Below are 25496 nucleotides of genomic sequence, written 5' to 3'. Positions count from 1 at the left end.
TTTTCTTGCTCGCCCCACCCCAGTGCAAAGAAATAATCACGACTATTGGCATCTCCTATTTCCAGATTAATGCGCCACCGCATTTTCAAAAAAAGATAAAAGAATTTGCCCCAGAGATGTGCCAAAAACTTTCGCCTTAACAAACAAGTCATCTATAATGCCGCTCGCTAACGGCAGCGTCAGCGAACCACGCACAGCTGACTAGTCCATAAAAAGTAGCCGGCCCATAACGCCACTTGTAGAAAGTAGATACGTACCTGGCTTTATTTACCCAGCCAATTACAGCAGACTACCTACAGTTTATATTCGATGAGCAGAGCGAAACATGCTTCTCTCAAGCCTTAAGTCCAATCAGTAAGCACAGGAGTCAGTAATGACTGACAAGAAAGCACATCTCAAGATTGATGGCATTGATACGACGATTGAATTACCTATTTATTCAAGCACTATCGGCCCTGATGTTATCGACGTTACCAGTATTACCAAGAATGGCTTTTTCACGTTTGACCCGGGCTTCATGTCCACCGCCTCATGCGAATCCAAAATTACATTTATTGATGGCGATGAAGGTGTGTTACTCCACCGCGGTTACCCGATCGAACAACTGGCTGTCTCCTCTGATTACATCGAAACCTGCTACCTCCTTCTGAATGGCGAATTGCCAACCCCGGCGCAAAAAGACGAATTCACTGCCGAAGTTAAAAAGCACTCTGTTGTAGACCCTTCTGTTGCCAGCATCATCAAAAGTTTCAAGCGCGACTCCCACCCAATGGCGATCCTGTGTAGCGCCGTTGCTGCATTAGCTGCGGTATACAACGATGAAATCGACATTACCGATGCCGATAGCCGCAAGCTCACTGCATATCGTTTGATTGGCCAAATATCCACACTCTCGTCGATGGTGTACAAACACCGTAAAGGCGAAGAATTTGTAGCTACTGACAGCAATCTGGATTACGCCGAAAACTTCCTGAACATGACCTTCGGCACCGCAGGCAAACCCTCAAGCGTAAGCAAAACCATTGCCAAAGCAATGGACAGAATCTTTATTCTGCACGCAGATCATGAACAAAACGCATCAACATCAACTGTGCGCCTGTCTGGCTCATCTGGCACCAATCCTTTCGCTGCAATCGCAGCAGGTATTTCAACACTCTGGGGCCCAGCTCACGGCGGCGCCAACGAAGCTGTTTTGGAAATGCTGGAAGAAATCGGCACTGTTGAAAACATTGAAGCATGTGTTGCACGCGCTAAAGATAAAACCTCTGGTTTCCGCCTGATGGGTTTCGGTCATCGCGTATACAAAAACTTTGACCCACGCGCGAAAGTAATGAAGCAAACCTGCGACGAAGTATTGTCTGAACTTGGCTTGGAAAACGAGCCACTGCTCGCAATTGCTAAACGCCTCGAACAAATTGCACTGGAAGATCCTTACTTTATATCCAAGAAGCTTTACCCGAACGTTGACTTCTACTCGGGCATCATCATGAAAGCTATTGGCATTCCAACCGAAATGTTTACTGTGATTTTCGCCCTGGGTCGCGCAGTAGGTTGGTACTCGCACTGGAACGAAATGGTGAGCGGTCCCTACAAAATTGGTCGCCCGCGTCAGCAATATACTGGCAGCCCAAAACGCGACTACCCTGCAAAGTAATCTTTTAAAACAATTACTCGCAGAAAAAAGGCCGCAATTGTGTGGCCTTTTTTATTTTGACAATTTTTTTGCAACTAGCACTCAGGTTATCGCGAGCAGGAACGCAACTACCCGCCACACAGAATTGATCGAGCAGCATTTTAACAGCGATTAGCAGGGAAGATTAAACCAACCCAAAAAACGCCCCCAACCTTTAGAGCGAAAAAAAGCGAATACCTTTCGAATATTCGCTTTTTTTGATCCTGCAATAGCAGACTGTACTCAGGCCACCATTGAATACTATTATTCTGGACGCATGTGCGGGAATAACAATACATCGCGAATGGACGGCGCATTGGCAAACAACATAATTAAGCGATCAATACCAATCCCCTCCCCCGCTGTTGGTGGCAAGCCGTATTCCAATGCACGCACAAAGTCAGCATCGTAATACATAGCTTCATCGTCACCCGCATCTTTCGCTTTTACTTGCTCAAGGAAACGCTCAGCTTGATCTTCTGCGTCGTTTAACTCAGAGAAGCCGTTTGCCAACTCACGACCGCCGATAAAGAACTCAAAGCGATCAGTCACTGCCGGGTTGCTATCACTGCGGCGCGCCAGTGGTGACACTTCAGTTGGGTATTCGGTTATAAACGTTGGTTGATCGAGTTTGTGCTCTACAGTCTCTTCGAAAATTTCTGTTTGCAACTTACCTAACGGTGTACCTGGTTTTACTTTCAACCCAAGGGATTCTGCAATTTTGGTAGCGCCCTCAAGGGTGCTCAATTGTTCAGCAGTTACACCGGGATTGTATTGCAACACCGAATCAAATACGGACAAACGCACAAATGGCTTACCAAAGTCGTATTCGCTATTTTGATATTTCAACGTGGTGCCGCCAGTCACCTCGATACAGAGTTTACGCAACAGATCTTCAGTTAAATCCATCAGGTCTTTGTAGTCAGCGTAAGCCTGATAAAACTCCATCATGGTGAATTCAGGATTGTGACGAGTAGATACACCTTCGTTGCGGAAGTTGCGGTTAATTTCAAACACACGCTCAAAACCACCAACGACCAAACGTTTCAAATACAGCTCTGGAGCGATACGCAAAAACATCTCCATATCCAGAGCATTGTGATGAGTGACAAATGGACGCGCTGAAGCCCCACCGGGAATCACATGCAGCATCGGCGTTTCCACTTCCATAAAACCGCGACCACTCATGTAGTTTCGGATAAAGCTGATGCACTTGGAACGCAAACGAAAGGTATCGCGCACCTCAGGGTTTACCATCAAATCCACATAGCGTTGACGATAGCGAATTTCCTGATCAGCCAAACCGTGGTACTTATCTGGTAACGGACGTAAAGATTTAGTGAGCAACTGGAAATCGTCCAGGTTTACGTACAAATCACCTTTACCGGATTTGTGCAGTGCACCTCTAACACCGACGATATCACCCATGTCCCACACGCCCCACTTGTCTTTAATGACTTCCTGGGCCGCCTTATCAGCGTACAACTGGATAGAACCTTCACCATCTTGCAACACCATGAACGGGCCGCGCTTGGCCATTACACGACCTGCAACACTAACAACGTGATTCAGCGACTCCAATTCCTCTTTGGTCTTTTCACCAAACTGCGCTTGCAAATCCACACTCTTGTCATTGCGACGGAAATCATTGGGGAATGCATTACCCTTCTCGCGAATGGCAGCCAGTTTTTGGCGGCGCTCAGCGATGAGTTTATTTTCGTCCTGCGCTTGTACTGTTTGGTTGTCGTTACTCATAGTCGTCACTGATGTCATTAGGAAAATGGATTAAAAATCAGTTGGCCAAATTACAGGCCAGCCTTCAAACTCTCTACAATAAATTGATCCAGGTCGCCGTCCAAAACTGCCTGAGTATTAGACGTTTGCACACCGGTACGTAAATCCTTAATACGCGAATCATCCAAAACATAGGAACGAATTTGACTACCCCAGCCTATGTCTGACTTGTTATCTTCCATCGCCTGCTTTTCCGCATTGCGCTTTTGCATCTCCTGTTCGTACATTTTTGCCCGCAGCATTTTGTAGGCTTTATCGCGGTTAGCATGCTGCGAACGCTCGTTTTGGCATTGCACAACAATATTGGTGGGAATGTGGGTAATACGAACAGCAGAGTCAGTTTTGTTAATATGCTGACCACCGGCACCACTCGCGCGATAAGTATCAATACGCAAATCGGCCGGATTAATTTCAATTTCAATGTTGTCATCAATTTCAGGCGATACAAACACCGAACAGAAAGACGTGTGACGACGATTGCCAGAATCGAAAGGCGATTTTCGCACTAAACGATGCACACCCGTTTCAGTGCGCAACCAACCAAATGCGTACTCGCCTTCAAAATAGATAGTGGCACTCTTGATACCAGCCACATCGCCCGCTGACACTTCTTCGAGGGTAACTTTAAAACCTTTAGCTTCACCCCAACGCAAATACATACGCAAAACAATTTCAGCCCAATCCTGCGCTTCAGTGCCACCAGAACCGGATTGAATATCCAAATAAGCATTATTCGGGTCAGTCTCACCCGAGAACATACGGCGGAATTCCAATACCCCCAACTGCTTATCAAGGCGCTCTAACTCAGCCTGAACATCAGTAACCATGGACTCATCATCTTCTTCCACAGCCATATCCAGCAATTCGCGCGAGTCACGCACTCCATTGTCCAGATCATCGATCGTTTTAACTACCATCTCCAGCGAGGAGCGTTCACGCCCCAGTGCCTGGGCACGTTCGGGGTTATCCCAAACAGAGGGCTCACCAAGATCCAGCTCAACTTCAGCCAAGCGTTCTTTTTTTAGGTCGTAGTCAAAGATACCCCCTAAGCACATCGGTGCGCTCAGTCAGGTCTTTTAATGCATTTAGTAAGGGGTTAATTTCCATGATGGCATGCAATCTGATTGGGTTTTAGCCTGAAACAGGCAGGAAAATCGAGGCGCGCATTCTACATGAGATGCACTCTCAGGCCAAATCGGCCACGCTGATGAATATAACTATCAACAACGGCGAGCAATAACCCTAAGATTATTTTTGCGACACACTTCCTTGAAAACGGTTACATCTATATACTCACGCAGTAACCGGTTACACGAATCGATAACGATGCCGGTATCCCATTAGTAATAACCATAAAAAGCGTGGAGCCCCCATGATCTACTCGAAATTTCTGGCAATCCCTCTTGCCATTGGTATTAGTTTGACCTTTACAGCGTGTGGCGGTGGCGGAGGTGGCGGAGGAGATAACAACTCAACGCCGGCGGCAGTAAGCAGCAAAGTAACTTCTAGTAGCAGCTCCATAGTTTCCAGCAGCTCATCCAGTACCGCTATGTCGGTTAGCAGCTCAAGCGCAGCAGTCGCTCAAAACTGTCAAGTTGATGGGAAATCATGGCCAGTGTGTAACCAAAATCAGTCTGGTTGGGCGTTTGAAAATGGCAGCTATTGTATTGCGACCAGTTTTTGCCCGGCCAACCGCACCAATCTGCCTACAATTGCTGGCCGAGACACCCCCGTTGATGCTAGTGCGACAACCAAAACACGCGCAGTTTATACCTACCTGCGCAGCATCCAGGGTAAATACACCCTTACGGGACAGCAAGACCTAACCTGGAAAGATGCGATAGATATGGCAGACCGTGTCTACAAAGATACCGGTAAATACCCTGCCCTGATGGGTTATGACTTTATGAATTACGGCATGACGGCAAGTTGGGCTGAGGGCGTTAAGCAAACTGATGAAGCCATCGCATATGCCAATAAAGGCGGCTTGGTAACCTTTTCTTGGCACTGGCGCGACCCATCCAAATTAAATACGAGTGACGTCAATAATGCGCAGTTTTACACCAAGGACACCGCGTTTCAAATTCCGGTGAAGGATGGAGCGCTTGATTCCACTAGCGCTGCCTACACACACATTAATAACGGTATAGATTTAATTGCCGCAGAATTGAAAAAGCTAAATGACGCAGGCGTGACAGTTTTGTGGCGGCCATTGCATGAAGCGTCAGGCAATAATGGCGACGGTTGGTTCTGGTGGGGCCGCACCCGTACGGACGGAGTACCACAATCCTTTGCTCAAATTTTATTGTGGCGCCATGTTTATGATCGCCTTGTGAATTACCACGGCCTCCATAATTTATTGTGGGTATGGAACGGGCAAAACGCTGCCTGGTTTCCTGGCGATGATGTGGTCGATGTAATGAGCCATGATATTTATGACGGCAATGACAACAAAACCTACAAATCGCAACTGAGCACTTACACTCAAGCCCGCAAATATTCGGCTGAGGCCAAATTAATTGCGCTGAGTGAAAACAGTTATATTCCCGACCCGGATAAAATCGCAACAGACGGCGCTTGGTGGTTATGGTTTATGACCTGGAATGATGGCAATTTTAATGAGGTCACGCTGGAATCCACAACTCACAAAGACAATTTTTGGAGCGGTGAGTATTACAATACCAGCGCGCACAAATCCAAGGTATACAATCACGCGAATATGATTACATTGGATGAGCTACCCAAGTTTTAACCCTGCAAATTTACCCAAAAAAAGCCCTCAATGAGAGGGCTTTTTATTGAAATGCACATTGAATTATTTTTCACATCGCATCAAGCCATTTCTGCAGTATAGATTTTTCATAAGGCGTTAACTGTCCATCCGCCGGCATGGGACGAACTTTATCGATGAACAGACGCTGCTCCATCAGCGTATTTCCTTCTTCATCTGGCTGCAACCAGCGCGTGAGATTTAATAATTGTTCTGGCTGATTGTGCAATTCACTATGGCAATGCGCGCAACGTTTGTTTAGCAATGCAGTTACGACATTCGGAGGCAATAGCGATTTGGCAGACACATCTCTTGTTGCGCCACTCGCTAGCGGTTGTGGAGCATAGGATTTTCCTACGGATAAGCGCAAAATAGCGGCGTTGCGATCATCGACAACAAATACACTACCGTCTATTGCCTGGGCTAGTCCTACCGGAGCACCCTCAGGCCTCATCCCAGTTACAGCGTGCCATTGCGATATAATTTCTTCGTGCTGGGCGAACAAAGTGCGCCCATTACTTTCATCGTCCACGCCTGTCTTCGGCATCATTTGGTGTTTAGTATACGCCCCTTTGGGTTGTTCCGGTGCTCGCCAAAAATAAGCGTGATTCTGTAATTTAGGCCGCCCTTCCCCATCGACAACATAAGCAACCAATCGATTCCCCACCACCCGGTATCCATGCCAACTCATCAATAACTTATTCGCTAACTGCGGCAATCTATCGTGCTGATAATAAAGCATATCCAACGGCGCCACGTGCGGAGGCAACAATGTCCAGGGAGCATGGTAATTTTTCTCACGACAAACCCTACCATCCAACCCGATATTCTTGTTGTAACACAATGGCCAACCGTAAAAACCATCACCTTCAATAATATTTATTTCCTCATAAGGCTCATTTGCATCAGGAAAATCAATACTATTTTCAGCCTGCAAAACAGTGCCTGAACTATGCACTGCCAACGCCATGGAATTGCGCAAACCGCGTGCAATTACTTCATACGCTGGCGAGAAACTATCGTTCTCCTTGTTATAGCGATATCGGCGAATAGCGCCTTCGATTCCAGATTTGCAATCTTCCAAGGACACATGTTTTTCACAGCGATCCGAGGAGCTGCCAATATTGACTAGCAAGTTTCCCTGCGCATCAAAAATAAAGCTTTTAAGCGGATGCAAATATTCCGCATAGTAAGGCAAATCATTAATGACAATTTGAATGTTAGACAAGGTTCCATTTTTCCACTCAAACCGTTGAATGCGATCTGCTTCAGCAATATAAATTTTATTCTGCGGTCCTAGTAAAATTTTATGAGGAAGATTTAGTTGCGAAAGCAAAACACGCCCGGGTTTATTTGGGTCCTTATAATCCAACAGCAATAGTTTCCCACGCCTGGGCACCCAACCGCCCATATCGAGAACTAATAATTTATTGTCTGTCGTTTGCAATAGACTGCGAGGCATCCTTAATAGCGGCTGCTGATCACGCTGCACAACCAGCCCCAAACAAGTTCCACCAATACTTACTATTGGCAGCTGCGCAAAGCCATCGCAGTCTGTAGGGAGCGTTTGGTAAGAAGCAGCCATAGAAACGGGACACGCTAACCACAAACCAATAACAATCAATAATCCATTCAAGCTACGCATAAAAATCCTGTAACCGGGCAATAAAAAACCCGATTCGTTGACCGCATCGGGCTATTTAATAACAACAATTTATTAGCAGCGACCAATCCGATTAATCATCGCTAAACTCAATATCGGGAAAGCCATTCGCTTCCGCATTGTGCGCTTCTACTTTCCCGATTAACTTGCGCGCTATTGAACGATAACGTTGGCTGACTGCAGAATCAGGATTTGCCGCCACGGAAGGTTTGCCCGCATCCGCATCAACACGAATAGACAACTCCAGAGGCAAAGAACCAAGCAATTCCGTGTGATAATCTCGCGCCATTCGCTCGCCGCCGCCCTCACCAAATATATGTTCTTCATGGCCGCAGTTGGTGCAAATATGGATCGCCATATTCTCTACTACACCCAACACAGGCACATTAACTTTGCGGAACATCTCCACTGCTTTCTTTGCATCCAGCAATGCAATGTCCTGCGGGGTTGTCACAATCACTGCACCGGTGAGCGGCACTTTCTGAGCAAGGGTAATTTGAATGTCGCCAGTACCAGGGGGCATATCAATTATTAAATAATCCAAATTATCCCAGCGTGTCTGCATTAATAATTGCTGCAAAGCGCCGGTGGCCATAGGGCCGCGCCACAGCATAGGGGTTTCTTCAGTTACCAAATAGCCCATGGAGATCGACTGGATACCGTAAGCAACCAAAGGCAACATTTGTTGTTGTCCTGCCTCGCCCACTATTTGCGGGCGCTTTTGACCAACACCCAGCATTTGCGGTTGACTCGGGCCATAAATATCGGCATCAAGGATACCCACCCGATGCCCTTCTGCTGCAAGCGCTAACGCAAGGTTTACTGAAGTAGTGGACTTACCCACACCTCCTTTACCTGAGGCTACTGCAATAATGTGTTTAACACCGGGAATTTGTTGATTAGCAATTGTAGTGGCGGCCATAACCTAACCTCGATACTTAAAACGCTATACAAAACACGCAGAAGAGCGCAATTCGGGCGCACCCTAACAAAAAAGGGTGCCAAATGGCACCCTTTTTTGTAGCAACGAAGAACTAATTGGTTTCCGCCAAATGCTCCAGATTTTCGCGATCGTGTTGATGGTCTTTAGCCAGCAGCATGTACACAGACGGGAGTACGAACAACGTAAAGAAGGTACCGATGGTCATTCCAAGTACCAGAACTATACCGATTGAATTGCGCGCCTCAGCGCCCGCACCCGCCGCAAAAATCAACGGTGTATGACCCGCGATTGTTGCAACACTGGTCATCATTACTGGACGCAAACGCAACGAAGAAGCTTCGCGAATCGCTTGTAACTTCGCCATCCCCTCTTCTTGCAGCTTATTAGCAAACTCCACTACCAGAATTCCATTGCGCGCAATCAGGCCCATCAAGGTAACTAAACCAACCTGCGAATAAATATTGAGCGTACTGGTAAAGCCATCGGTGAAGAATGGAATCGGCGCGGGCATTTTCCAGAAGGTAAATAAGAGCGCACCAAACATGGCCAAAGGTACAGACCCAGCCAGAATAACCAGTGGATCGCGGAAACTGTTGTACTGCGCAGCTAACACCAGGAAAATCATAACAATCGCCATAATAAAGGCCGGAAGGAAGGTGTTGCCCTCACGCTTTAACTGACGTGACTCGCCGGTATAATCAATGGTGTAACTATTAGGCAGAATGTTGCGCGCTTCAGTCTCAATAAAACTTAACGCTTCCGCCAGCGTCACGCCAGGTACACCACTGATTTTCACCGCATTGAGTTGCTGCATACGGTTGATACTGCGTGGTTCGGTAGAGTGCGTAAGACTGGCGACCTGATCCAGGCGAATCAAATTCCCATCAGGTCCAGTTACATAAAGGCTGGCCAAATCTTCTGGCGTCAGGCGCGACTCACGTTTAACCTGAGGAATCACCTTGTAACTTTGTCCGGACATGTTGAAGCGATTTACCCAGCCACCGCCGAGCAAAGTCCCCACATCATTGGTCACGGTTTGCAAATCAAGCCCTAAGTCGGCGACTTTTTCGCGGTCGATACTTAGCTTGTAATCTGGCTGATCCACTTTCACATCCAAAGTTTGGAAATAGAACTTGCCGGACTTCGCCATCGCCTCCTCCAGCTTTTGAGCGTACCCGTAAATATCTTTGATATCCGCAGTCGACGCGATAACAAACTCTACCGGGAACTGGCCACCTCCGGGCAAGGCTGGTGGAGTAATGGGTAGAATTTTTACACCGGCAATTTCACTTAGCTTTTGTTGTACTTCCGGCATCATCTGGAATACATCGCGATCACGCTCCTCCCAAGGCTTGGTAACCATGCCGGAGAACCCGCCGGTAGGCATGGTCAGCTGAAAGGTAAAGTCCGTCTCAGGAACACTCATAAAGACTTCGTTCACTTGCTTACCATAATGAGCGGACTGATCTATAGTCGAGTTCGCTTGAGCCTCAACAATGCCGAAGATAACACCCTGATCTTCCACCGGTGCCAATTCTTTGGGCGACATGTTGTAAAGCGGAATACACATAGCCGCAATACCGACCCAGAATATGTAAACACCAAAACGATTTTGCAGAGAGGTATCCAGCTTGCGCATATACCAGATACGAAACTTTTCAAACGGTTTTTCGAGCGGGGCGTTAAGCCCCGTATGGGATTTCAACATACGTGCACCCAACATCGGGGACAGCGTAATCGCCACGATCGCGGAAATAGTTACAGCGCCCGCAAGTGTTATCGAAAATTCACGAAATAGAGAACCAACCAGACCACCTTGCAAACCTATAGGTACGTACACCGAGGCCAAGGTTACCGTCATCGCCAAAATCGGGCCGGCCAGCTCTCTCGCAGAAATAATAGCGGCCTGATAAGGCTTCATTCCGTCCTGAATGTGACGCTCGATGTTTTCCACCATCACAATCGCATCATCCACCACCAAACCTACACACAACACGATGGATAACAGGGTTAACAAGTTCAACGAGAACCCACACACTTGCATAATAAACAGCGCACCGACTAGTGACAGCGGAATAGCGAGCACAGGGATAATCACCGAGCGGCTCCACCCCAGGAACAGGAAGATAACCACCACGATAATGAACAAAGTTTCCGTGAGAGTTTTGATCACCTCATGAATAGCGGCATCAATATACTTGGTGGAATCGTAAGCGATAGTTCCATCCAACCCCGAAGGAAGATCTGCTTTAATCAATTCCATCTCTTTGGTGACCGCTTTCATTACATCCAGTGCGTTGGCGTTCGGTGCAACCCAAACGCCCATAAACACCGCTGTATCACCTGAGTAGTTAACCACCGTGTCATAGTTTTCTGCCCCCAAAACTACGTCAGCAATATCACTTAAACGAATAATTCCGTCGGCAGAATTGCGAATTACTAATTGCTTAAACTCATCAACACTTTTTAAATCAGTATCAGCACGCAGGTTAACTTGCGTATAGGTACCACGCGTCTGGCCCACCGCTGCCTGTACGTTATTTGCCTGCAACGCCGCGCGCACCTGCACGGGAGTTACATTCAGCGCAGCCATGCGATCCGGCTTTAACCAAATGCGCATTGCAAAAGTACGCGCACCCAACACTTCAGCTTTTTGCACGCCATTCACTGCAATTAAGCGCGGCTGAATAGACCGAGTTAAGAAATCGGTAATCTGGTTTTGCTCAAGAATTTCCGAACTAAAACTCAAATAGGCGGCAGCAAACTGTGAATCAGCCGACTCGATACGAATAGCAGGCACTTCAGCTTCGGGAGGTAGTTCATTACGCACCTGATTCACCTTAGCGGAAATTTCCGTCATGGCTTTCAGAGGATCGTAATTAAGGCGCAAGTGCGCAGTCACTGTGGATGAGCTCATCCCACTTTGCGACTCGATATAATCAATACCGCCGGCAGATGCTATAGCGCGCTCAATCGGAGCAGTTACAAATCCGCGCACTAACTCAGCGTTAGCGCCGACATAAACAGTATTGATAATAATGACTGACATATCGCTGCGCGGGTATTGCCGCACTGTCAGGTTAGTGCCGGCCTGAATCCCAAGTATCAGGATTAACAAACTCACTACTATGGCGAGCACCGGGCGCTTAATAAAAATATCGGTAAATTTCATACGGAAGTCTCAGCATAAGACTGGGCGGCCATCTAGGCCAGACCTAACCCACCGGGCAAATAACCCGGCAACCAATTTGTTCGAGAGTCCAGTCGTATTTAGCTATCACTGGGAGTTGGATCTTGCTTGAATTCAGGGGTCGGCAAACTGCTAACCACCACTGATTGTCCGTTACGCAAGCGGAATGCACCCGCGCTTACAACAACGTCACCAGGCTTTAAACCATCCAGAATTTCAATGAAATCACCCCGTGACTTACCTAGGCGTACGAATTGCTGACGCGCAGTCAGCTTGCCACCTTCGGCTTTATCAACCACAAATACGGTATCTCCATAGGTAGCAAAAATGACCGATGTCGCCGGCACCGCCAGCACATCTTGCGGTTCAGACAGGGTAACGGTAGTTTCCACCGCCATGCCGGGAATTAGCAGATTCTTTTCGTTACCCATATTGGATTGGACAATCGCATTGCGCGTTGTGGTGTTAATCTCTGCACCGATGGCGGTAATTTGCCCTTGCAGGTTTGCATCAGAGCCATCACCCACATTGACTTGCACTGGCAAACCGCGGGTCATTTGAACCAACCAAAATTGTGGGACAGGAAAGTTCACGCGCACACTATTAATAGCCTGAAGTGACACAATTTCTGTACCTACCTGCATGTCCTCGCCCAAATCCACTTTACGAATTCCCAGGCGACCATCAAAAGGCGCACGGACCAATTTTTTCTGCAGCGTGGTTTTCAGATCGTTAACGTCACCCTGCGCCGATTCCATTTGCTGTACCGCAGCATCAAGCTCGCTTTGTGACACAGTGTTACGCTTGCGCAGCTCTACCAGACGATCGTAATTGGATTTGGCCAAGCGCAATCTAGCTTCTGCAGCACTCAGCTGAGCCTCTTCATTTCCCGACTCTTGCACCAGAATCACAGTTCCCTTTTTGACCTGCTCACCCGATTTGAAATCGATCTTTTTTACCTTACCGGCGACTTCCGCCGAAATGACAATACCTTCCGATGCCTCAACAGTTCCCATGGCCGTATAGGTATTGGGCCACTGTTGCATTTCAGCGGTAAAAGTACTGATTGTTTCCGCTGGGACCTGCGGGGCACCACCGCTCATCAGGGTTGCAATTTGACTTGCCTTGACACCGGCAACAATCGCCAGTACGCCCAACAGACTGAATAACGCAATCAATGATGATTTCAGTTTGCTCATATACAAAGACCATAAAATAAGAGGAGAAGACGCAAAGGTATAAACAGCTACCAGGAATAGGACACACGGCGGGATAATCAAGACGCCTGAAACAAAGTATCCCAACCAAAGTTTCGGCTATGCAGGCTGCGAAATTGTTGCACAAGCACCAATAAAACCCAAATCGACAAATGTCACAAAATGTAACCTTTTTAGTTTAGATTTGTAATTACCGCAACAACAGACCGCACGGTCGGTTGGCAAATCATATTCCCTTTTTAGCGACTCTTCCAAACAATTATTGGACTAATGGGCAATTCATGACATTCATCACCGGCACAGAGGGGCATTATCAGCCCCCGCTGGTCAACATATGTCAGTAGCCACCGCTGATGACCTAGCAATACGCCAGTTCACTAATTCCGAGACAAGCCAAATCTTCAACAATCTCAACCTTGTACTCGTCCCCCGTGATTCGACCAAGTAACTGGCAACAATTGGAACATTGAGAACGATCAATAATAAACGAGTCCCCTTCAATGATGACAAGGTTACTCCGTTCATGCATGGCTAACCGAGCCGCCGAAAACCATTGCCCTGTAGATTGAATATGAATGCGGATAATGCTGTGTTGATACTTGTAGAGAGAATCTATTTTAGGAATAAATTGGCGGTAAGTGGATCCAGTAGTAAACGCGGGTGAAGCACGAAACCGGCTACCGATAAAACCCACATTTACCAATTGTCGCTCTATAAGCTGCGTCTTGTTGAAACCGACAAATATTTCAGGATAAAAAACCAATGCGGCTCTGCTCATATACATCCTTGTAATTGTTTGCAAATAAATTGTTTTGAGCCTAGCAAAGCAATTACTTTAGGGTCAACGCTTAAATCTAAACTTAGAGGACAAAAATAAGTGTTTGCATTTTCAGATTAGAGGATTACAAAGCACAACATCATTCAGTAAGATTTCACGAATTTTTTTTAGTGAGATCATTTATGACTTGGGCGCCCCATGTAACTGTTGCCACCATCATTGAACGCGATAACCGCTATTTAATGGTGTATGAAGAATCCGATGGAAAAAAAGTTTACAACCAACCTGCTGGGCATCTTGACCCTAATGAAACACTGCTCGATGCCGCGATTCGAGAAACATTGGAAGAAACCGGTTGGGCAATTCAATTAACCGGTGTGGTTGGTGTGAATCTTTATACTGCCCCCAGCAACGGAATTACTTATTTCCGCACTACATTTATTGGCGAGGCGATTAGCCACGACGCCAAGCGCCCGCTGGATACTGGCATTATTGAGGCTGTCTGGTTGAGCTACGAAGAGCTGCTGGAACGCAAAGAGCAGCTGCGCAGCCCAATGACCCTTCAAATTATTGAGGATTACCGGGCAGGACGCCGTTTCCCCTTGAGTGTTGTCGGCTAACGCTTATCCACCTTTAAGGTGGCAGTGACTGGCGCGGGCAGGTAAAATGCCCGCCTCATTTTCTGAACTGCTGCTATTTCCTTATGACTCAAGCTTCCAATCCCGTAGTTTCAGCCGGTGCACGCGTTATCGTGGGCATGTCCGGCGGTGTGGACTCCTCCGTATCAGCACTTTTGCTCAAACAACAGGGATATCAGGTCGAAGGCCTGTTTATGAAGAATTGGGATGAGGATGACGGCACTGAATACTGTACCGCCAAGGCCGACCTGGCCGATGCGCAGATGGTTTGTGACCGCATTGGCATCAAGCTGCATACCGCCAATTTCGCTGCAGAATATTGGGATAACGTCTTTGAACACTTCTTGGAAGAGTACAAAGCTGGCCGCACCCCGAACCCCGACATCCTCTGCAACCGCGAAATCAAATTTAAAGTGTTTATGGAGTATGCGCGTATGCTCGGCGGTGAGCTCATCGCCACCGGCCATTACGTGCGCCGCTCTGATATCAATGGACGCGCGCACCTGTTAAAAGGCCTCGACCCTAACAAAGACCAGAGCTATTTCCTCCATGCCGTGGGCGAAAACGAATTTGCCCACTCGCTCTTTCCAGTAGGCGAACTGGAAAAGCCGGAGGTGCGCCGCATCGCCGAAGAACACGGCTTAATCACCCACAACAAGAAGGATAGCACCGGCATCTGCTTTATCGGAGAGCGCCGCTTCAAGGATTTCCTGCAGCAATATTTACCCGCTCAACCAGGTGAGATTCAAACTGCCGGAGGCAAGGTCATTGGCGAACATATGGGTCTGATGTACCACACCATCGGTCAACGTCAGGGGCTGGGGATTGGAGGAGTTAAAGGCGCTAATGAAGAACCCTGGTTTGTGGCGCAAAAGGATCTCACACGCAACGTTCTGGTGGTTGTTCAAGGCACAGATCACCCTCTTTTATATACCAATCATCTAATTGCCCAGCAGGCCCATTGGATTAATGGTGCTCCGCCCTCACATGAAGTGCGATGCACCGCGAAAACCCGCTATCGCCAACCCGATCAGGATTGCACTGTACAGATTCTGGCCGACGGCACTCTGGATGTTCTCTTTGACCAACCGCAGCGGGCGGTAACCCCGGGACAATCAGTGGTGTTTTACCAGGATGATATTTGTCTGGGTGGCGCCGTCATCGAATCGACTGACAACCGCTAATCCGGTTGATCCATTTTCGTTCAAACCTGTTTTCAGCATGAGAGATAGCGCGTGAGTAAAAATTGGCAAGACATAACCCTCGCCCTCGCCGGCATATTTCAAGGCACTGCATTAGTGGAGCAAGTCGCCAAAACCGGTTACCTGCCGCCCGAGGCCTTTAAGTGCAATATCGAATCCATACTGGACCTTAATCCCTCCAGCACCTTGGCAGTCTACGGAGGCCAGATAGAAAACTTGCGTACCGGCCTTGAGGTAATGCGGGAACTGCTGCAGCCCAATTCTCAAAAACACCGCGAAGCCTTGCGTTACGGCTTGGGTGTGTTGCATTTACAAAAAAAACTGGCTGGGCGCCGCGATATGCTGGGCGTTATCGCCAGCCGCATTGATCAAGTGAATCAACAAGCGCAGCACTTTTCCTCGACGCACGATAATGTCATCGCCAATTTAGGCACCCTGTATAGCGAAACTATTAGTACATTCCGTTTTCGCATTCAGGTGAATGGTGACTACAATTACCTGCAACAACAACGCATCGCCAACCAGATTCGCGCCCTTTTACTATCCTCGATTCGCTCTGCCATGTTATGGCGCCAGGTCGGTGGCAACCGCTGGCAATTACTCTTTAATCGCAAGGACATCGCCCGGCAGGTAGATGATTTACTGCGTCGCATTTAATGCTTTGATTTTTAACTTTCATTTTTTTGTTGAGAAACACAATGGACAATTCTTTCAATACTCTTTCGGCACTGAATGCGGTCTCTCCGGTAGATGGCCGTTACGGCAACAAAACGATTGCTCTGCGCAGCATTTTCAGCGAATTCGGTTTGATTCGCTTCCGCGTGGAAGTGGAAGTACGCTGGTTGCAACAACTCAGCCGCCACACCGGTATTCCTGAAGTACCCGCATTTAGCGCCGCTACCAATGCGTTGCTCGACTCAATCGTAACCGGCTTCAACGAAGCAGACGCGCAAGCGGTTAAGGATATTGAACGCACGACTAATCACGACGTAAAAGCCGTGGAATATTTTTTGAAAAATAAATTCAAAGGCAACGCCGAACTGGAAGCGGTACTGGAGTTTGTACACTTTGCTTGTACCTCGGAAGATATTAACAACCTGTCGCATGCATTGATGTTGCGCGAAGGTCGCAAAGTTTTTATTAAAGATGCTGAAGCAATTATCGATGGGATTGTAAAACTCGCGCATGATTACGCCGCTGACTCCATGCTGTCGCGCACCCACGGCCAAACTGCATCACCCACTACTGTCGGCAAAGAAATGGCCAACGTAGCAGCACGCCTGCGCCGCCAATTAAAAGCCGTCAAAGAAGTAGAGTTGCTGGGCAAAATTAATGGCGCCGTAGGTAACTACAACGCACACTTGTCGGCCTACCCGCAAGTGGACTGGCAAACCAATGCCAAAGATTTTGTAGAGAGCCTGGGCCTGACATGGAATGCCTACACCACCCAAATCGAACCCCACGATTACATTGCTGAATTGTTTGACGCAATTGCGCGTTTCAACACCATCGTCATCGACTTTGACCGCGATGTGTGGGGTTATATTTCCCTGGGTTATTTCAAGCAAAGAACCATTGCTGGCGAGGTAGGTTCATCTACCATGCCGCACAAAGTTAACCCTATCGATTTTGAAAACTCCGAAGGTAACCTGGGCATTGCCAACGCAATTTTCACCCATCTTGCACAAAAGTTGCCGATTTCCCGCTGGCAGCGCGACCTGACCGACTCCACTGTATTGCGTAATATGGGCGTTGGTTTTGGCTACAGCTTGATTGCCTATGCATCCACGTTGAAAGGCATGAGCAAACTGGAAATCAACCGCGCACGTCTCGCTGAAGACCTGGATAATTCCTGGGAAGTATTGGCTGAGCCAATCCAAACCATTATGCGCCGCTACAACGTGCCAGAACCTTACGAAAAATTAAAAGCGCTTACACGTGGCCAGGCAATCACTCGTGAAGTATTAGCGGCCTTTGTGGAAACCCTGGATATTCCCGAGCACGCCAAACAAACCATGCGCGACCTCACCCCCGCCAATTACATTGGTAACGCAATCGATCAGGCAAAAGCGATCTAATCCAAACTAAATTTAAGGGCTCCTCGGAGCCCTTAAATTTAGTGATTTATATTGAATGCATGGGTTGGTGGTGAGCTTGCGAACCCCAATGTATTTATTCAACCATTATCGTAATTTTTAATATGGTTAAGTTGGGGTTCGCAAGCTCACCCCAACCTACGCCAACCTTGTAGGTATGTCCAAATGACAACTCCACTCACCCATCTTGGCGATATGCCGATTGAAGAATTTCTGCGCGACTATTGGCAAAAAAAACCACTATTAATCCGCAATGCATTTCCCGATTTCGAATCCCCCCTTGCACCAGATGAGCTTGCCGGCCTGGCACTGGAAGAAGAAGTGGAATCGCGCATCGTGTTGGAAAATGGCGCTACGCCATGGGAATTGCGCAATGGTCCTTTTGATGAAAAAACCTTTGAAAAATTGCCGCCAACCCACTGGACTTTACTGGTTCAAGCCGTGGACCAATGGGTCCCCGAAGTAAACCAATTACTGGACTATTTTCGCTTTATTCCCAACTGGCGACTGGATGACCTGATGATCAGCTACGCACCCGATAAAGGCGGTGTAGGTCCACACTTTGATTACTACGATGTGTTTTTACTCCAAGGCTTGGGTAAGCGCCATTGGAAAATCGGACAGATGTGCGATAGCAATTCACCGCGTGTTGAAGGGACTCGCCTGAAAATCCTCAGTGAATTCCACACCACCGATGAGTGGGTGCTGGAGCCCGGCGATATGCTTTATATTCCGCCGGGTATTGCTCATTGGGGCACCGCGCAGGGCGATGACTGCATGACCTATTCCATCGGGTTCCGCGCTCCTAGCCATGCCGATATCATTTCCGAGATTGGTCAGGAGATTGCCTTATCGGTAGAAGACGATTTGCGCTACACAGATCCGGATTTAACCTTGCAGGAAAACCCCGGTGAAATTAGCGCAAAAGCCATCGAACAAGTGCGAGGTATTGTGCTGCAACATCTCACACCGGAAAAAATTGCGTTCTGGTTCGGCAAATTTATGACCGAACGCAAGTACCTGGAACAAACGCAAGAAGAGCCACTGGATATAGATGCTGATGAGTGGCAATCTGCATTGGCAGATGGTGAGTTGCTCTGGCGCCATCCTTCAGCACGCCTTGCCTTCCATAGCGATGAAAAAGGCACAATGCTATTCGCGGATGGAGAAGCGATTTGCTGCTCGCGCGAACTGGCAGAGCTGGTCTGCAAAGAGGTTGAAATTAGCTGGCGAGAATTAAAAGCGCTGGTACAGGATCCGGTTGACCGGGCAGCTATTACTCAATTGATCAATCTGGAAACTTTATTGGTCGACGAATAGTTAGTGGAAAATCAAAAAGGGCAGAAATCGGTACTGCCCTTTTTACTTTTGGGAAGCAAAATGTATTCAATCACAACCACTGATTGGCAAGCTCATTCACACGAACTTGCAGGCATTCGCACTCAGGTCTTTATTGAGGAACAACAAGTTCCCGTAGCGGATGAATGGGATAACCTGGATGAGACCGCCATCCATTTCCTAGTGCTCCAGCATAATCAGCCAATAGGTTGTGCCCGATTACTAATCGATGAACACAAAGGACTTCAACATTTTCATATTGGTCGTGTCGCGGTATTAAAACCTTATCGAACCCAAGGTATAGGTCAAGCGCTGATGGAATTTGTTGTAGGCTTCTGCAACGCTCAAGCAAACCACCCTATTTATCTACACGCACAAACTGATCGCAAGGGGTTTTACGAGCGCTTGGGTTTTATCGCGCAAGGCGATGTATTTCTGGATGCAGGCATTCCTCATATCACCATGTATTGGCAAATAGCGGAGTAATTCATGGCAGAACAAAGCGGGGTTAGCGTAGACCTTTGGTTGTTGAGCGGGATAGAAGATTTTCGTCATTACACCCTGAAGCTGGTACAACAAAACCGCCGCACCTTGGCGATACTAACACGCGATCTTGATGAATTGATCTTTGGCACCGATGAGTTCACTGAAGCTCTATCAGCATTTTCTCGCTCCAGTCGTCACACCCAAATTCAAATATTAATAAAAGACACCAAGCCTGCCATTGAATCCAACCATCAGTTAATTCGTCTTGCTCAGCGGCTCTCATCAAAAATTCAAGTACGCAAAATGACCGTAGAGCCTAACAATAAAGAAATGGCCTTCGTCTTGGGTGATACCGATAAACTGCTTTATAAAAACGATGAAAGTGTTTATCGCGGCTTTTATAACTCGAGTGCCGCGCGTGAACTAAAGCCATTGCGCGAAGAATTCAATTATCTTTGGCAATACGCAGAACCAGAGCCGGAATTCCAGTTACTCCTCATCTAACACCTTGCCCTTGCGTAAAAAGTGTTGCCAAAGGTCACAGGCTTAAAAAAAAGCTATTTTTCAGCGTAAAAAGCGCCTTTCTTGGTTGCCGATTCGATTTTTATCCTATATATATAGCGTCAATCCGTATTTAACGCTGTTTAAGCCTGTAAATATAGGGGTTTTAGAATGCGGATCAGCTAAAGAGCGACTATGCTTTGCTGGTTACGCGGATGCTGCTTATTTCTTTATCAAAAGCATCCAGATGCGATAATTGTTTTACACGAGAGTCTTTGTTTAAAAGATAACCTTAATCAACATTCAGAAACACAAGGAATCCATTATGGCTGCCAAAAAACCTGCTGCTCCAAAAGCCGCTGCTAAAAAAGCTCCTGCTGCAAAAGCAGCTCCTAAAGCTGCCGCCAAAAAAGTTGCTGCACCTAAAGCGGCTGCCGCTAAACCCGCCGCCAAGAAAGCTCCCGCTGTAAAAGCGGCTCCAGCCATTGTTAAACCAATTGCTGAGCGTCAAAACAAAACCCAGATGTTGCAACAAATCTCTGATGCAACCGAACTGAGCAAAAAGCAGGTTCAAGCAGTATTGGACGAACTGACCAATGTAATCGAAGGCCACATCAAGAAGAAAGGTGTAGGCGAGTTCGTTCTGCCGGGCCTGTTGAAAATTACTACCGTGAAAAAGCCTGCGACTAAAGCACGCAAGGGTATCAACCCATTCACTGGCGAAGAAGTTATGTTCAAAGCCAAACCAGCTAGCACCTCTGTAAAAGTGCGTCCGCTGAAAAAGCTGAAAGAATTTGCAGTTTAATTAGCAAATCCTCTTCATTAAAAACCCCGCAGTTGCGGGGTTTTTTATTGCCGAACGAACGATGAATTAGAGTACCCGAAAGCCTTCACCGACCAACGCGTTTTGTAGGCGCTTAACTCGCTCGGCAAATTCCTCTGGCGCATATTCTTTTGCTGGCAGCTTGCCCCAGATTGGTTGCGGCCACGCCGGATCATCAGTAAACCGTGCGATATGATGTACATGTAGTTGGCGCACCACATTGCCAAGCGCGGCCACATTCATTTTGTCAGCGTCAAACAAACTGGTCATTACTTCCGATAAACGACATGACTCCCGGATCAATTGCAGCTGTTCCTCCTCGCTCAAGTGATGGATTTCATAAATGTCTTCGCACTTGGGCACGAGAATACACCAGGGATAATTCGCATCCCGGCTAAGTAACAATAGCGATAGATCAAATTCACCAATAACGGCTGAATCCTGAGCGAGACGTGGATGGAGTTCAAACATGATTGTTATCCTTTTAGTTGACACAAACTTGACTACTAAGACACGCAAGCCCCGCTGAAATTCACTTTCGGGGCGCTATACCAATAGCCTTAACCGCCGTAGAATAGGCGCCTTTAAATCCCATTATAGCCTTCAAGAAGTTATCACTATGCGCTCCAGTCGATTTTTAATTGCCACCCTAAAGGAAACGCCCGCCGATGCGGAAGTTATCAGCCACAAATTAATGCTGCGGGCAGGCATGATCCGCAAAATGGCTTCCGGTTTATACAACTGGCTACCGCTGGGGTTGCGGGTGCTGCGTAAAGTAGAAAACATTGTCCGTGAAGAGATGGATAAATCGGGCGCACAGGAAGTACTTATGCCCGTAGTGCAACCTGCAGAATTATGGGAAGAATCTGGCCGCTGGCAGCAATATGGCCCCGAGCTGCTGCGCATGAGTGATCGACACGAGCGCCCTTTTTGCCTTGGCCCAACTCACGAAGAAGTCATTACTGATCTGATTCGCAATGAAGTCAAAAGCTACAAACAATTGCCTGCGAACTTTTATCAGATCCAAACCAAATTCCGCGATGAAATTCGTCCGCGTTTCGGCGTAATGCGCTCGCGCGAATTTATTATGAAAGATGCTTATTCTTTCCACACCAGCCATGAATCCCTGCAGCAGACCTACGACGTCATGCACGCAACCTATTGCAGCATTTTCACCCGCTTGGGTTTGCAGTTCCGCCCGGTTTTAGCCGATACCGGTTCAATTGGCGGTGCATTCTCCCACGAATTCCACGTGCTGGCCGACAGTGGCGAAGACGATATCGCATTTAGTAACGGTAGCGATTACGCCGCTAATATTGAAAAGGCGGAAGCCCTTCCCCCGTCAACACCACGCCCTACCGCACAACATTTGCTGCAAGAAGTTGCAACGCCCGGTAAACACTCGATCGAGGAAGTGGCGAGCTTCCTGAAAGTGAACCCGGAACAAACTGTAAAAACCTTGATTGTGCTGGGTGAAGTGCGTGAAGACAAAACCCAACCACTGGTCGCTTTGGTATTGCGTGGCGATCACGAGTTAAATGAAATCAAGGCAGAAAAACTCACTGGTGTAGCATCGCCGCTTACGCTTGCACCTGAGGCACGCATCAAAGCCGAACTGGGTGTCAGCGTGGGCTCAATCGGTCCAGTGGGTCTGACCATTGCAGTTATCGTTGACCACGCTGCTGCCCACTTAGCTGACTTCGTCTGTGGGGCCAATAAAGATGGCTTCCATTTAACCGGTGTAAACTGGGGCCGCGATGCGCAAGCGCCTTTAGTTGCCGATATCCGCAACGTAGTAACTGGTGATCCAAGCCCTTGCGGGAAGGGCACACTCGATATCAAACGCGGTATTGAAGTGGGTCACATCTTCCAACTCGGTACCAAGTATTCCGAAGCCATGAAAGCCCGCGTTTTGGATGAAAACGGTAAGGAACAAACCATGATTATGGGTTGTTATGGTATCGGGGTTACGCGCGTGGTTGCGTCAGCCATTGAACAAAACTTCGATGACAACGGCATTATTTGGCCGGATTCTATTGCACCTTTCCATATCGCCATTGTTCCAATTAATATTGGAAAATCTGCTGCTGTCGCCAACAAGAGCGAAGAGCTTTATGCGACGCTGACTAAAGCCGGTTTTGATGTGCTGTTTATGGACGATGAAAAAGCGCGCTTGGGCGGCATGCTGGCCGACACGGATCTGATGGGAATTCCACACCGTATTGTTGTAGGCGATCGCGGTTTGGAAGCTGGCACTATCGAATACAAAGGCCGTCGCGATGCAGAAAAACAAGAAGTTGCTGTCACCGAGATAGTTTCCTTCCTGAGCGAGCGTATCAAACGCTAATTATCTAAAAGGCAATTGCAGCTAACACTGCGATTGCCTTTCCTCATATTATTTGCCGTCTGTTGTTACACATCACATTTTCTTTTCTCCGCTACTCTCAAGCACCTCGAACAAACGACGCTTAAGTTGTCGTTGACACGCCTCGCTATAAAAACAACCAATCATTAAAAAGAGCACAATTAATTTACCAGCGTTCGACTTTTATTTACCGTTCAAACACGGTGACCTTAATTCAAGTGCAAGTTCGATTTTCGCCACCATCAAGCGAAAATCCCTGCGTGCGAAGCGCCAAAAGTCCCAGTTTACAAACTGGCAACTGCACTAACTCATCTAATTCCTCACCAAAAAATTCCCACTTTTATTTTTAACTGGCACCTTTTCAAGGCTGTGATGCAGGTTACAAAGCTCCGTTTTCATTCGATGCTAACGTTTGCTCGTTGTCTGGCGAGCCATTTTTCATGGCGGTACAAATTACTTTGCTAACAACCGGCACTTCCACTGCCAGCAGGATTATTTATTCGGTCTGGAACCGTGGACTGTGTCAACTCAACACGGCTCCGCACAGGATCAATGCCTCAACCTAACTATGCCTCAGTACATAAAAATGAGAGGAATACCAATGAAACCGCGCATCACCAACGCATTAAAAAAACTACTGCTATTGGGGTTTAGCAGTTTGACAATGGCAAGCAGCGTTAATGCAGCAACGGTTGACCTGCTGGTGCTCTACGACACCTACACCAAAAATTATTTTGGCGGTGACCCACAAACAGCGATGAACAGCTGGGTTAACCAGATGAACGCCGCGTACACCGATAGTCAGATTGATGTGCAATTGCGCTTGGTGGGTGTACGCCCGATGGAACAAACGGGCGCCGATATGGGCACAGTGCTGGGTAATTTGCGCGTGAATAGCGCTGCGATCGCGCTGCGCGATCAGCTTGGCGCAGATTTCGTATCGCAACTTCATGAAAAGGGCGCGTGCGGTGTAGGTTATGTTGCCGTCGATAAAAACTGGACCTGGAACGTTACCGCGCCCGGCTGCGGCCCGATGGTGATGGCGCACGAATTAGGTCACAACATGGGACTAAATCACTCGCGCAAACAAGGTGATCAATCCGGCGCGCGCTTTCGTTATGGAGTCGGATACGGAGTCGATAACGTGTTTGTCGATATCATGGCTTATGAGGGCGTATTCAACACCACACGCGTGAGTCGTTTTTCCAATCCCAATTTAACTTGTCGTGGATTACCTTGTGGCATTCCAGTTGGTCAGGCCAACGAAGCCTATGGCGCACTCGCTATTCACAATGTACGTGATGAAATTGCCGCATTTCGCCCGACAGCCGGCGCATCTGGCCCAGTACAAGTTGCACAAGATTGCAATTATGGTGGCTATAACGTTGGCTTACCAGCAGGCAGCTATACTCTAGCGCAACTGCAAGCGCGCGGAATTGTAAATGACGATATTTCTTCGCTCCGTGTGCAATCCGGTTACAGCATTACGCTCTATCAACACGATAACTTTACCGGCAATGCGATCACCAAAACCGCTGATGATTCCTGCTTGGTAGATGAAGGCTTTAATGATTCAGCCAGCTCCATAGTAATCAACACAACCGGTTTTAATACTCTCATTCAGGCAGAAAATTATTTTGCTAATAGCGGAGTACAAACTGAAGCAACTACCGATACCGGCGGTGGGCAAAATGTTGGCTGGATAGATACCAACGACTGGATGGCCTACAGCAACATCACCATTCCAACATCAGGTACTTACACCATTGAATATCGTGTTGCCAGCCCTGGTGGTGGGCGCCTGTCAGTAGATCTTAATGGTGGTGCAGTTGTATTGGGAGAGCTGGCAATTCCGGCAACCGGGGGCTGGCAAAACTGGAGCACCATAAGCCACACAGTTACCATCAATGCGGGTACTTACAATTTTGGTGTATTTGCCAAGGCTGGTGGTTGGAACATCAACTGGATTCGTATTAAGCGTTAAATCCATTTTATTGGGACAAACAAAATTTTTTGTGCG

The 25496-nt window shown here is 47.7% G+C and carries 21 protein-coding genes; 12 read left to right on the top strand and 9 right to left on the bottom strand.

Going from position 1 to position 25496, the window contains the following annotated elements; all coding sequences use genetic code 11:
• Window positions 1-66: 66 nt before the first annotated feature.
• Window positions 67-195, bottom strand: a complete 129-nt coding sequence (locus D0C16_RS24600; RefSeq protein ID WP_255481981.1) for a hypothetical protein — start codon at window positions 193-195, stop codon at window positions 67-69.
• Window positions 196-373: 178 nt separating this feature from the next.
• On the opposite strand from D0C16_RS24600, the gene gltA reads away from it, so the two are divergent.
• Window positions 374-1654 (top strand): citrate synthase, encoded by a 1281-nt coding sequence (gltA, locus tag D0C16_RS01750; protein ID WP_151030738.1) that lies wholly within the window; start codon window positions 374-376, stop codon window positions 1652-1654.
• A gap of 282 nt (window positions 1655-1936) precedes the next feature.
• Here gltA and lysS read toward each other — a convergent pair whose 3' ends face one another.
• Both lysS and prfB read right to left on the bottom strand, forming a co-directional pair.
• Window positions 1937-3427: a lysine--tRNA ligase gene (gene lysS, locus D0C16_RS01745; protein ID WP_151030737.1), complete on the bottom strand. Its 1491-nt coding sequence runs from the start codon at window positions 3425-3427 to the stop codon at window positions 1937-1939.
• A 50-nt stretch (window positions 3428-3477) separates the two neighbouring features.
• A protein-coding gene (prfB, locus tag D0C16_RS01740) for a peptide chain release factor 2 (protein WP_151030736.1) occupies window positions 3478-4573 on the bottom strand; the annotation gives its coding sequence in 2 pieces (ribosomal slippage) (window positions 3478-4500 and window positions 4502-4573; 1095 coding nt in all).
• A 265-nt stretch (window positions 4574-4838) separates the two neighbouring features.
• Here prfB and D0C16_RS01735 point away from each other — a divergent pair.
• On the top strand, window positions 4839-6218 hold the full coding sequence (locus D0C16_RS01735; RefSeq protein WP_151030735.1) for a glycosyl hydrolase: 1380 nt from the start codon (window positions 4839-4841) through the stop codon (window positions 6216-6218).
• 70 nt (window positions 6219-6288) lie between these two features.
• On the opposite strand, the gene D0C16_RS01730 is transcribed toward D0C16_RS01735, so the two are convergent.
• The 5 genes from D0C16_RS01730 to D0C16_RS01710 form a co-directional block, all read right to left on the bottom strand.
• Window positions 6289-7881, bottom strand: coding sequence for a sorbosone dehydrogenase family protein (locus tag D0C16_RS01730; RefSeq protein ID WP_151030734.1), 1593 nt, complete (start codon window positions 7879-7881; stop codon window positions 6289-6291).
• Between the two features lie 91 nt (window positions 7882-7972).
• Entirely contained in the window at window positions 7973-8821 is an 849-nt protein-coding gene (gene apbC / locus D0C16_RS01725) for an iron-sulfur cluster carrier protein ApbC (protein WP_151030733.1), read from the bottom strand.
• A 112-nt stretch (window positions 8822-8933) separates the two neighbouring features.
• Entirely contained in the window at window positions 8934-12014 is a 3081-nt protein-coding gene (locus D0C16_RS01720) for an efflux RND transporter permease subunit (RefSeq protein WP_151030732.1), read from the bottom strand.
• Between the two features lie 98 nt (window positions 12015-12112).
• Complete coding sequence (locus D0C16_RS01715; protein WP_151030731.1) at window positions 12113-13231, bottom strand: efflux RND transporter periplasmic adaptor subunit; 1119 nt, start codon at window positions 13229-13231, stop codon at window positions 12113-12115.
• 376 nt (window positions 13232-13607) lie between these two features.
• Window positions 13608-14027 carry a hypothetical protein gene (locus D0C16_RS01710; protein WP_151030730.1) on the bottom strand — a complete coding sequence of 140 codons (420 nt, stop codon included), beginning with the start codon at window positions 14025-14027 and terminating at the stop codon, window positions 13608-13610.
• A gap of 182 nt (window positions 14028-14209) precedes the next feature.
• On the opposite strand from D0C16_RS01710, the gene D0C16_RS01705 reads away from it, so the two are divergent.
• From D0C16_RS01705 to D0C16_RS01670, 8 genes are all read left to right on the top strand, one after another.
• A complete protein-coding gene (locus tag D0C16_RS01705; RefSeq protein WP_151030729.1) occupies window positions 14210-14647 on the top strand; it encodes an NUDIX hydrolase in 438 nt (145 codons plus the stop codon).
• An 83-nt stretch (window positions 14648-14730) separates the two neighbouring features.
• Window positions 14731-15849 (top strand): tRNA 2-thiouridine(34) synthase MnmA, encoded by a 1119-nt coding sequence (gene mnmA / locus D0C16_RS01700; protein ID WP_151030728.1) that lies wholly within the window; start codon window positions 14731-14733, stop codon window positions 15847-15849.
• Between the two features lie 51 nt (window positions 15850-15900).
• Window positions 15901-16524, top strand: a complete 624-nt coding sequence (hflD, locus tag D0C16_RS01695) for a high frequency lysogenization protein HflD (protein ID WP_151030727.1) — start codon at window positions 15901-15903, stop codon at window positions 16522-16524.
• A gap of 41 nt (window positions 16525-16565) precedes the next feature.
• A complete protein-coding gene (purB, locus tag D0C16_RS01690) occupies window positions 16566-17945 on the top strand; it encodes an adenylosuccinate lyase (protein WP_151030726.1) in 1380 nt (459 codons plus the stop codon).
• Window positions 17946-18128: 183 nt separating this feature from the next.
• Window positions 18129-19283 (top strand): cupin domain-containing protein, encoded by a 1155-nt coding sequence (locus D0C16_RS01685; protein WP_151030725.1) that lies wholly within the window; start codon window positions 18129-18131, stop codon window positions 19281-19283.
• Between the two features lie 60 nt (window positions 19284-19343).
• Window positions 19344-19787, top strand: coding sequence for a GNAT family N-acetyltransferase (locus D0C16_RS01680; protein ID WP_151030724.1), 444 nt, complete (start codon window positions 19344-19346; stop codon window positions 19785-19787).
• Between the two features lie 3 nt (window positions 19788-19790).
• The gene (locus D0C16_RS01675) at window positions 19791-20291 is read left to right on the top strand and encodes a hypothetical protein (RefSeq protein ID WP_151030723.1); all 501 of its coding nucleotides are present in this window, start codon (window positions 19791-19793) and stop codon (window positions 20289-20291) included.
• A gap of 322 nt (window positions 20292-20613) precedes the next feature.
• A complete protein-coding gene (locus D0C16_RS01670; protein WP_151030722.1) occupies window positions 20614-21093 on the top strand; it encodes an HU family DNA-binding protein in 480 nt (159 codons plus the stop codon).
• A gap of 66 nt (window positions 21094-21159) precedes the next feature.
• Here the strand turns inward: D0C16_RS01670 and D0C16_RS01665 are convergent, their stop codons facing one another.
• Window positions 21160-21582 (bottom strand): HIT domain-containing protein, encoded by a 423-nt coding sequence (locus D0C16_RS01665; RefSeq protein ID WP_151030721.1) that lies wholly within the window; start codon window positions 21580-21582, stop codon window positions 21160-21162.
• A 148-nt stretch (window positions 21583-21730) separates the two neighbouring features.
• Here D0C16_RS01665 and D0C16_RS01660 point away from each other — a divergent pair, with 148 nt between their 5' ends.
• Together D0C16_RS01660 and D0C16_RS24740 are read left to right on the top strand one after the other, a co-directional pair.
• Entirely contained in the window at window positions 21731-23458 is a 1728-nt protein-coding gene (locus D0C16_RS01660) for a proline--tRNA ligase (RefSeq protein ID WP_151030720.1), read from the top strand.
• 619 nt (window positions 23459-24077) lie between these two features.
• Window positions 24078-25460 (top strand): carbohydrate-binding protein, encoded by a 1383-nt coding sequence (locus D0C16_RS24740; RefSeq protein ID WP_151030719.1) that lies wholly within the window; start codon window positions 24078-24080, stop codon window positions 25458-25460.
• Window positions 25461-25496: the final 36 nt, after the last annotated feature.

The organism is Cellvibrio sp. KY-GH-1 (genome assembly GCF_008806975.1).
Taxonomy (GTDB): domain Bacteria; phylum Pseudomonadota; class Gammaproteobacteria; order Pseudomonadales; family Cellvibrionaceae; genus Cellvibrio.
Note: the sequence above shows the minus strand (reverse complement) of the source record. Positions and strands in the feature narration are given on the sequence as shown.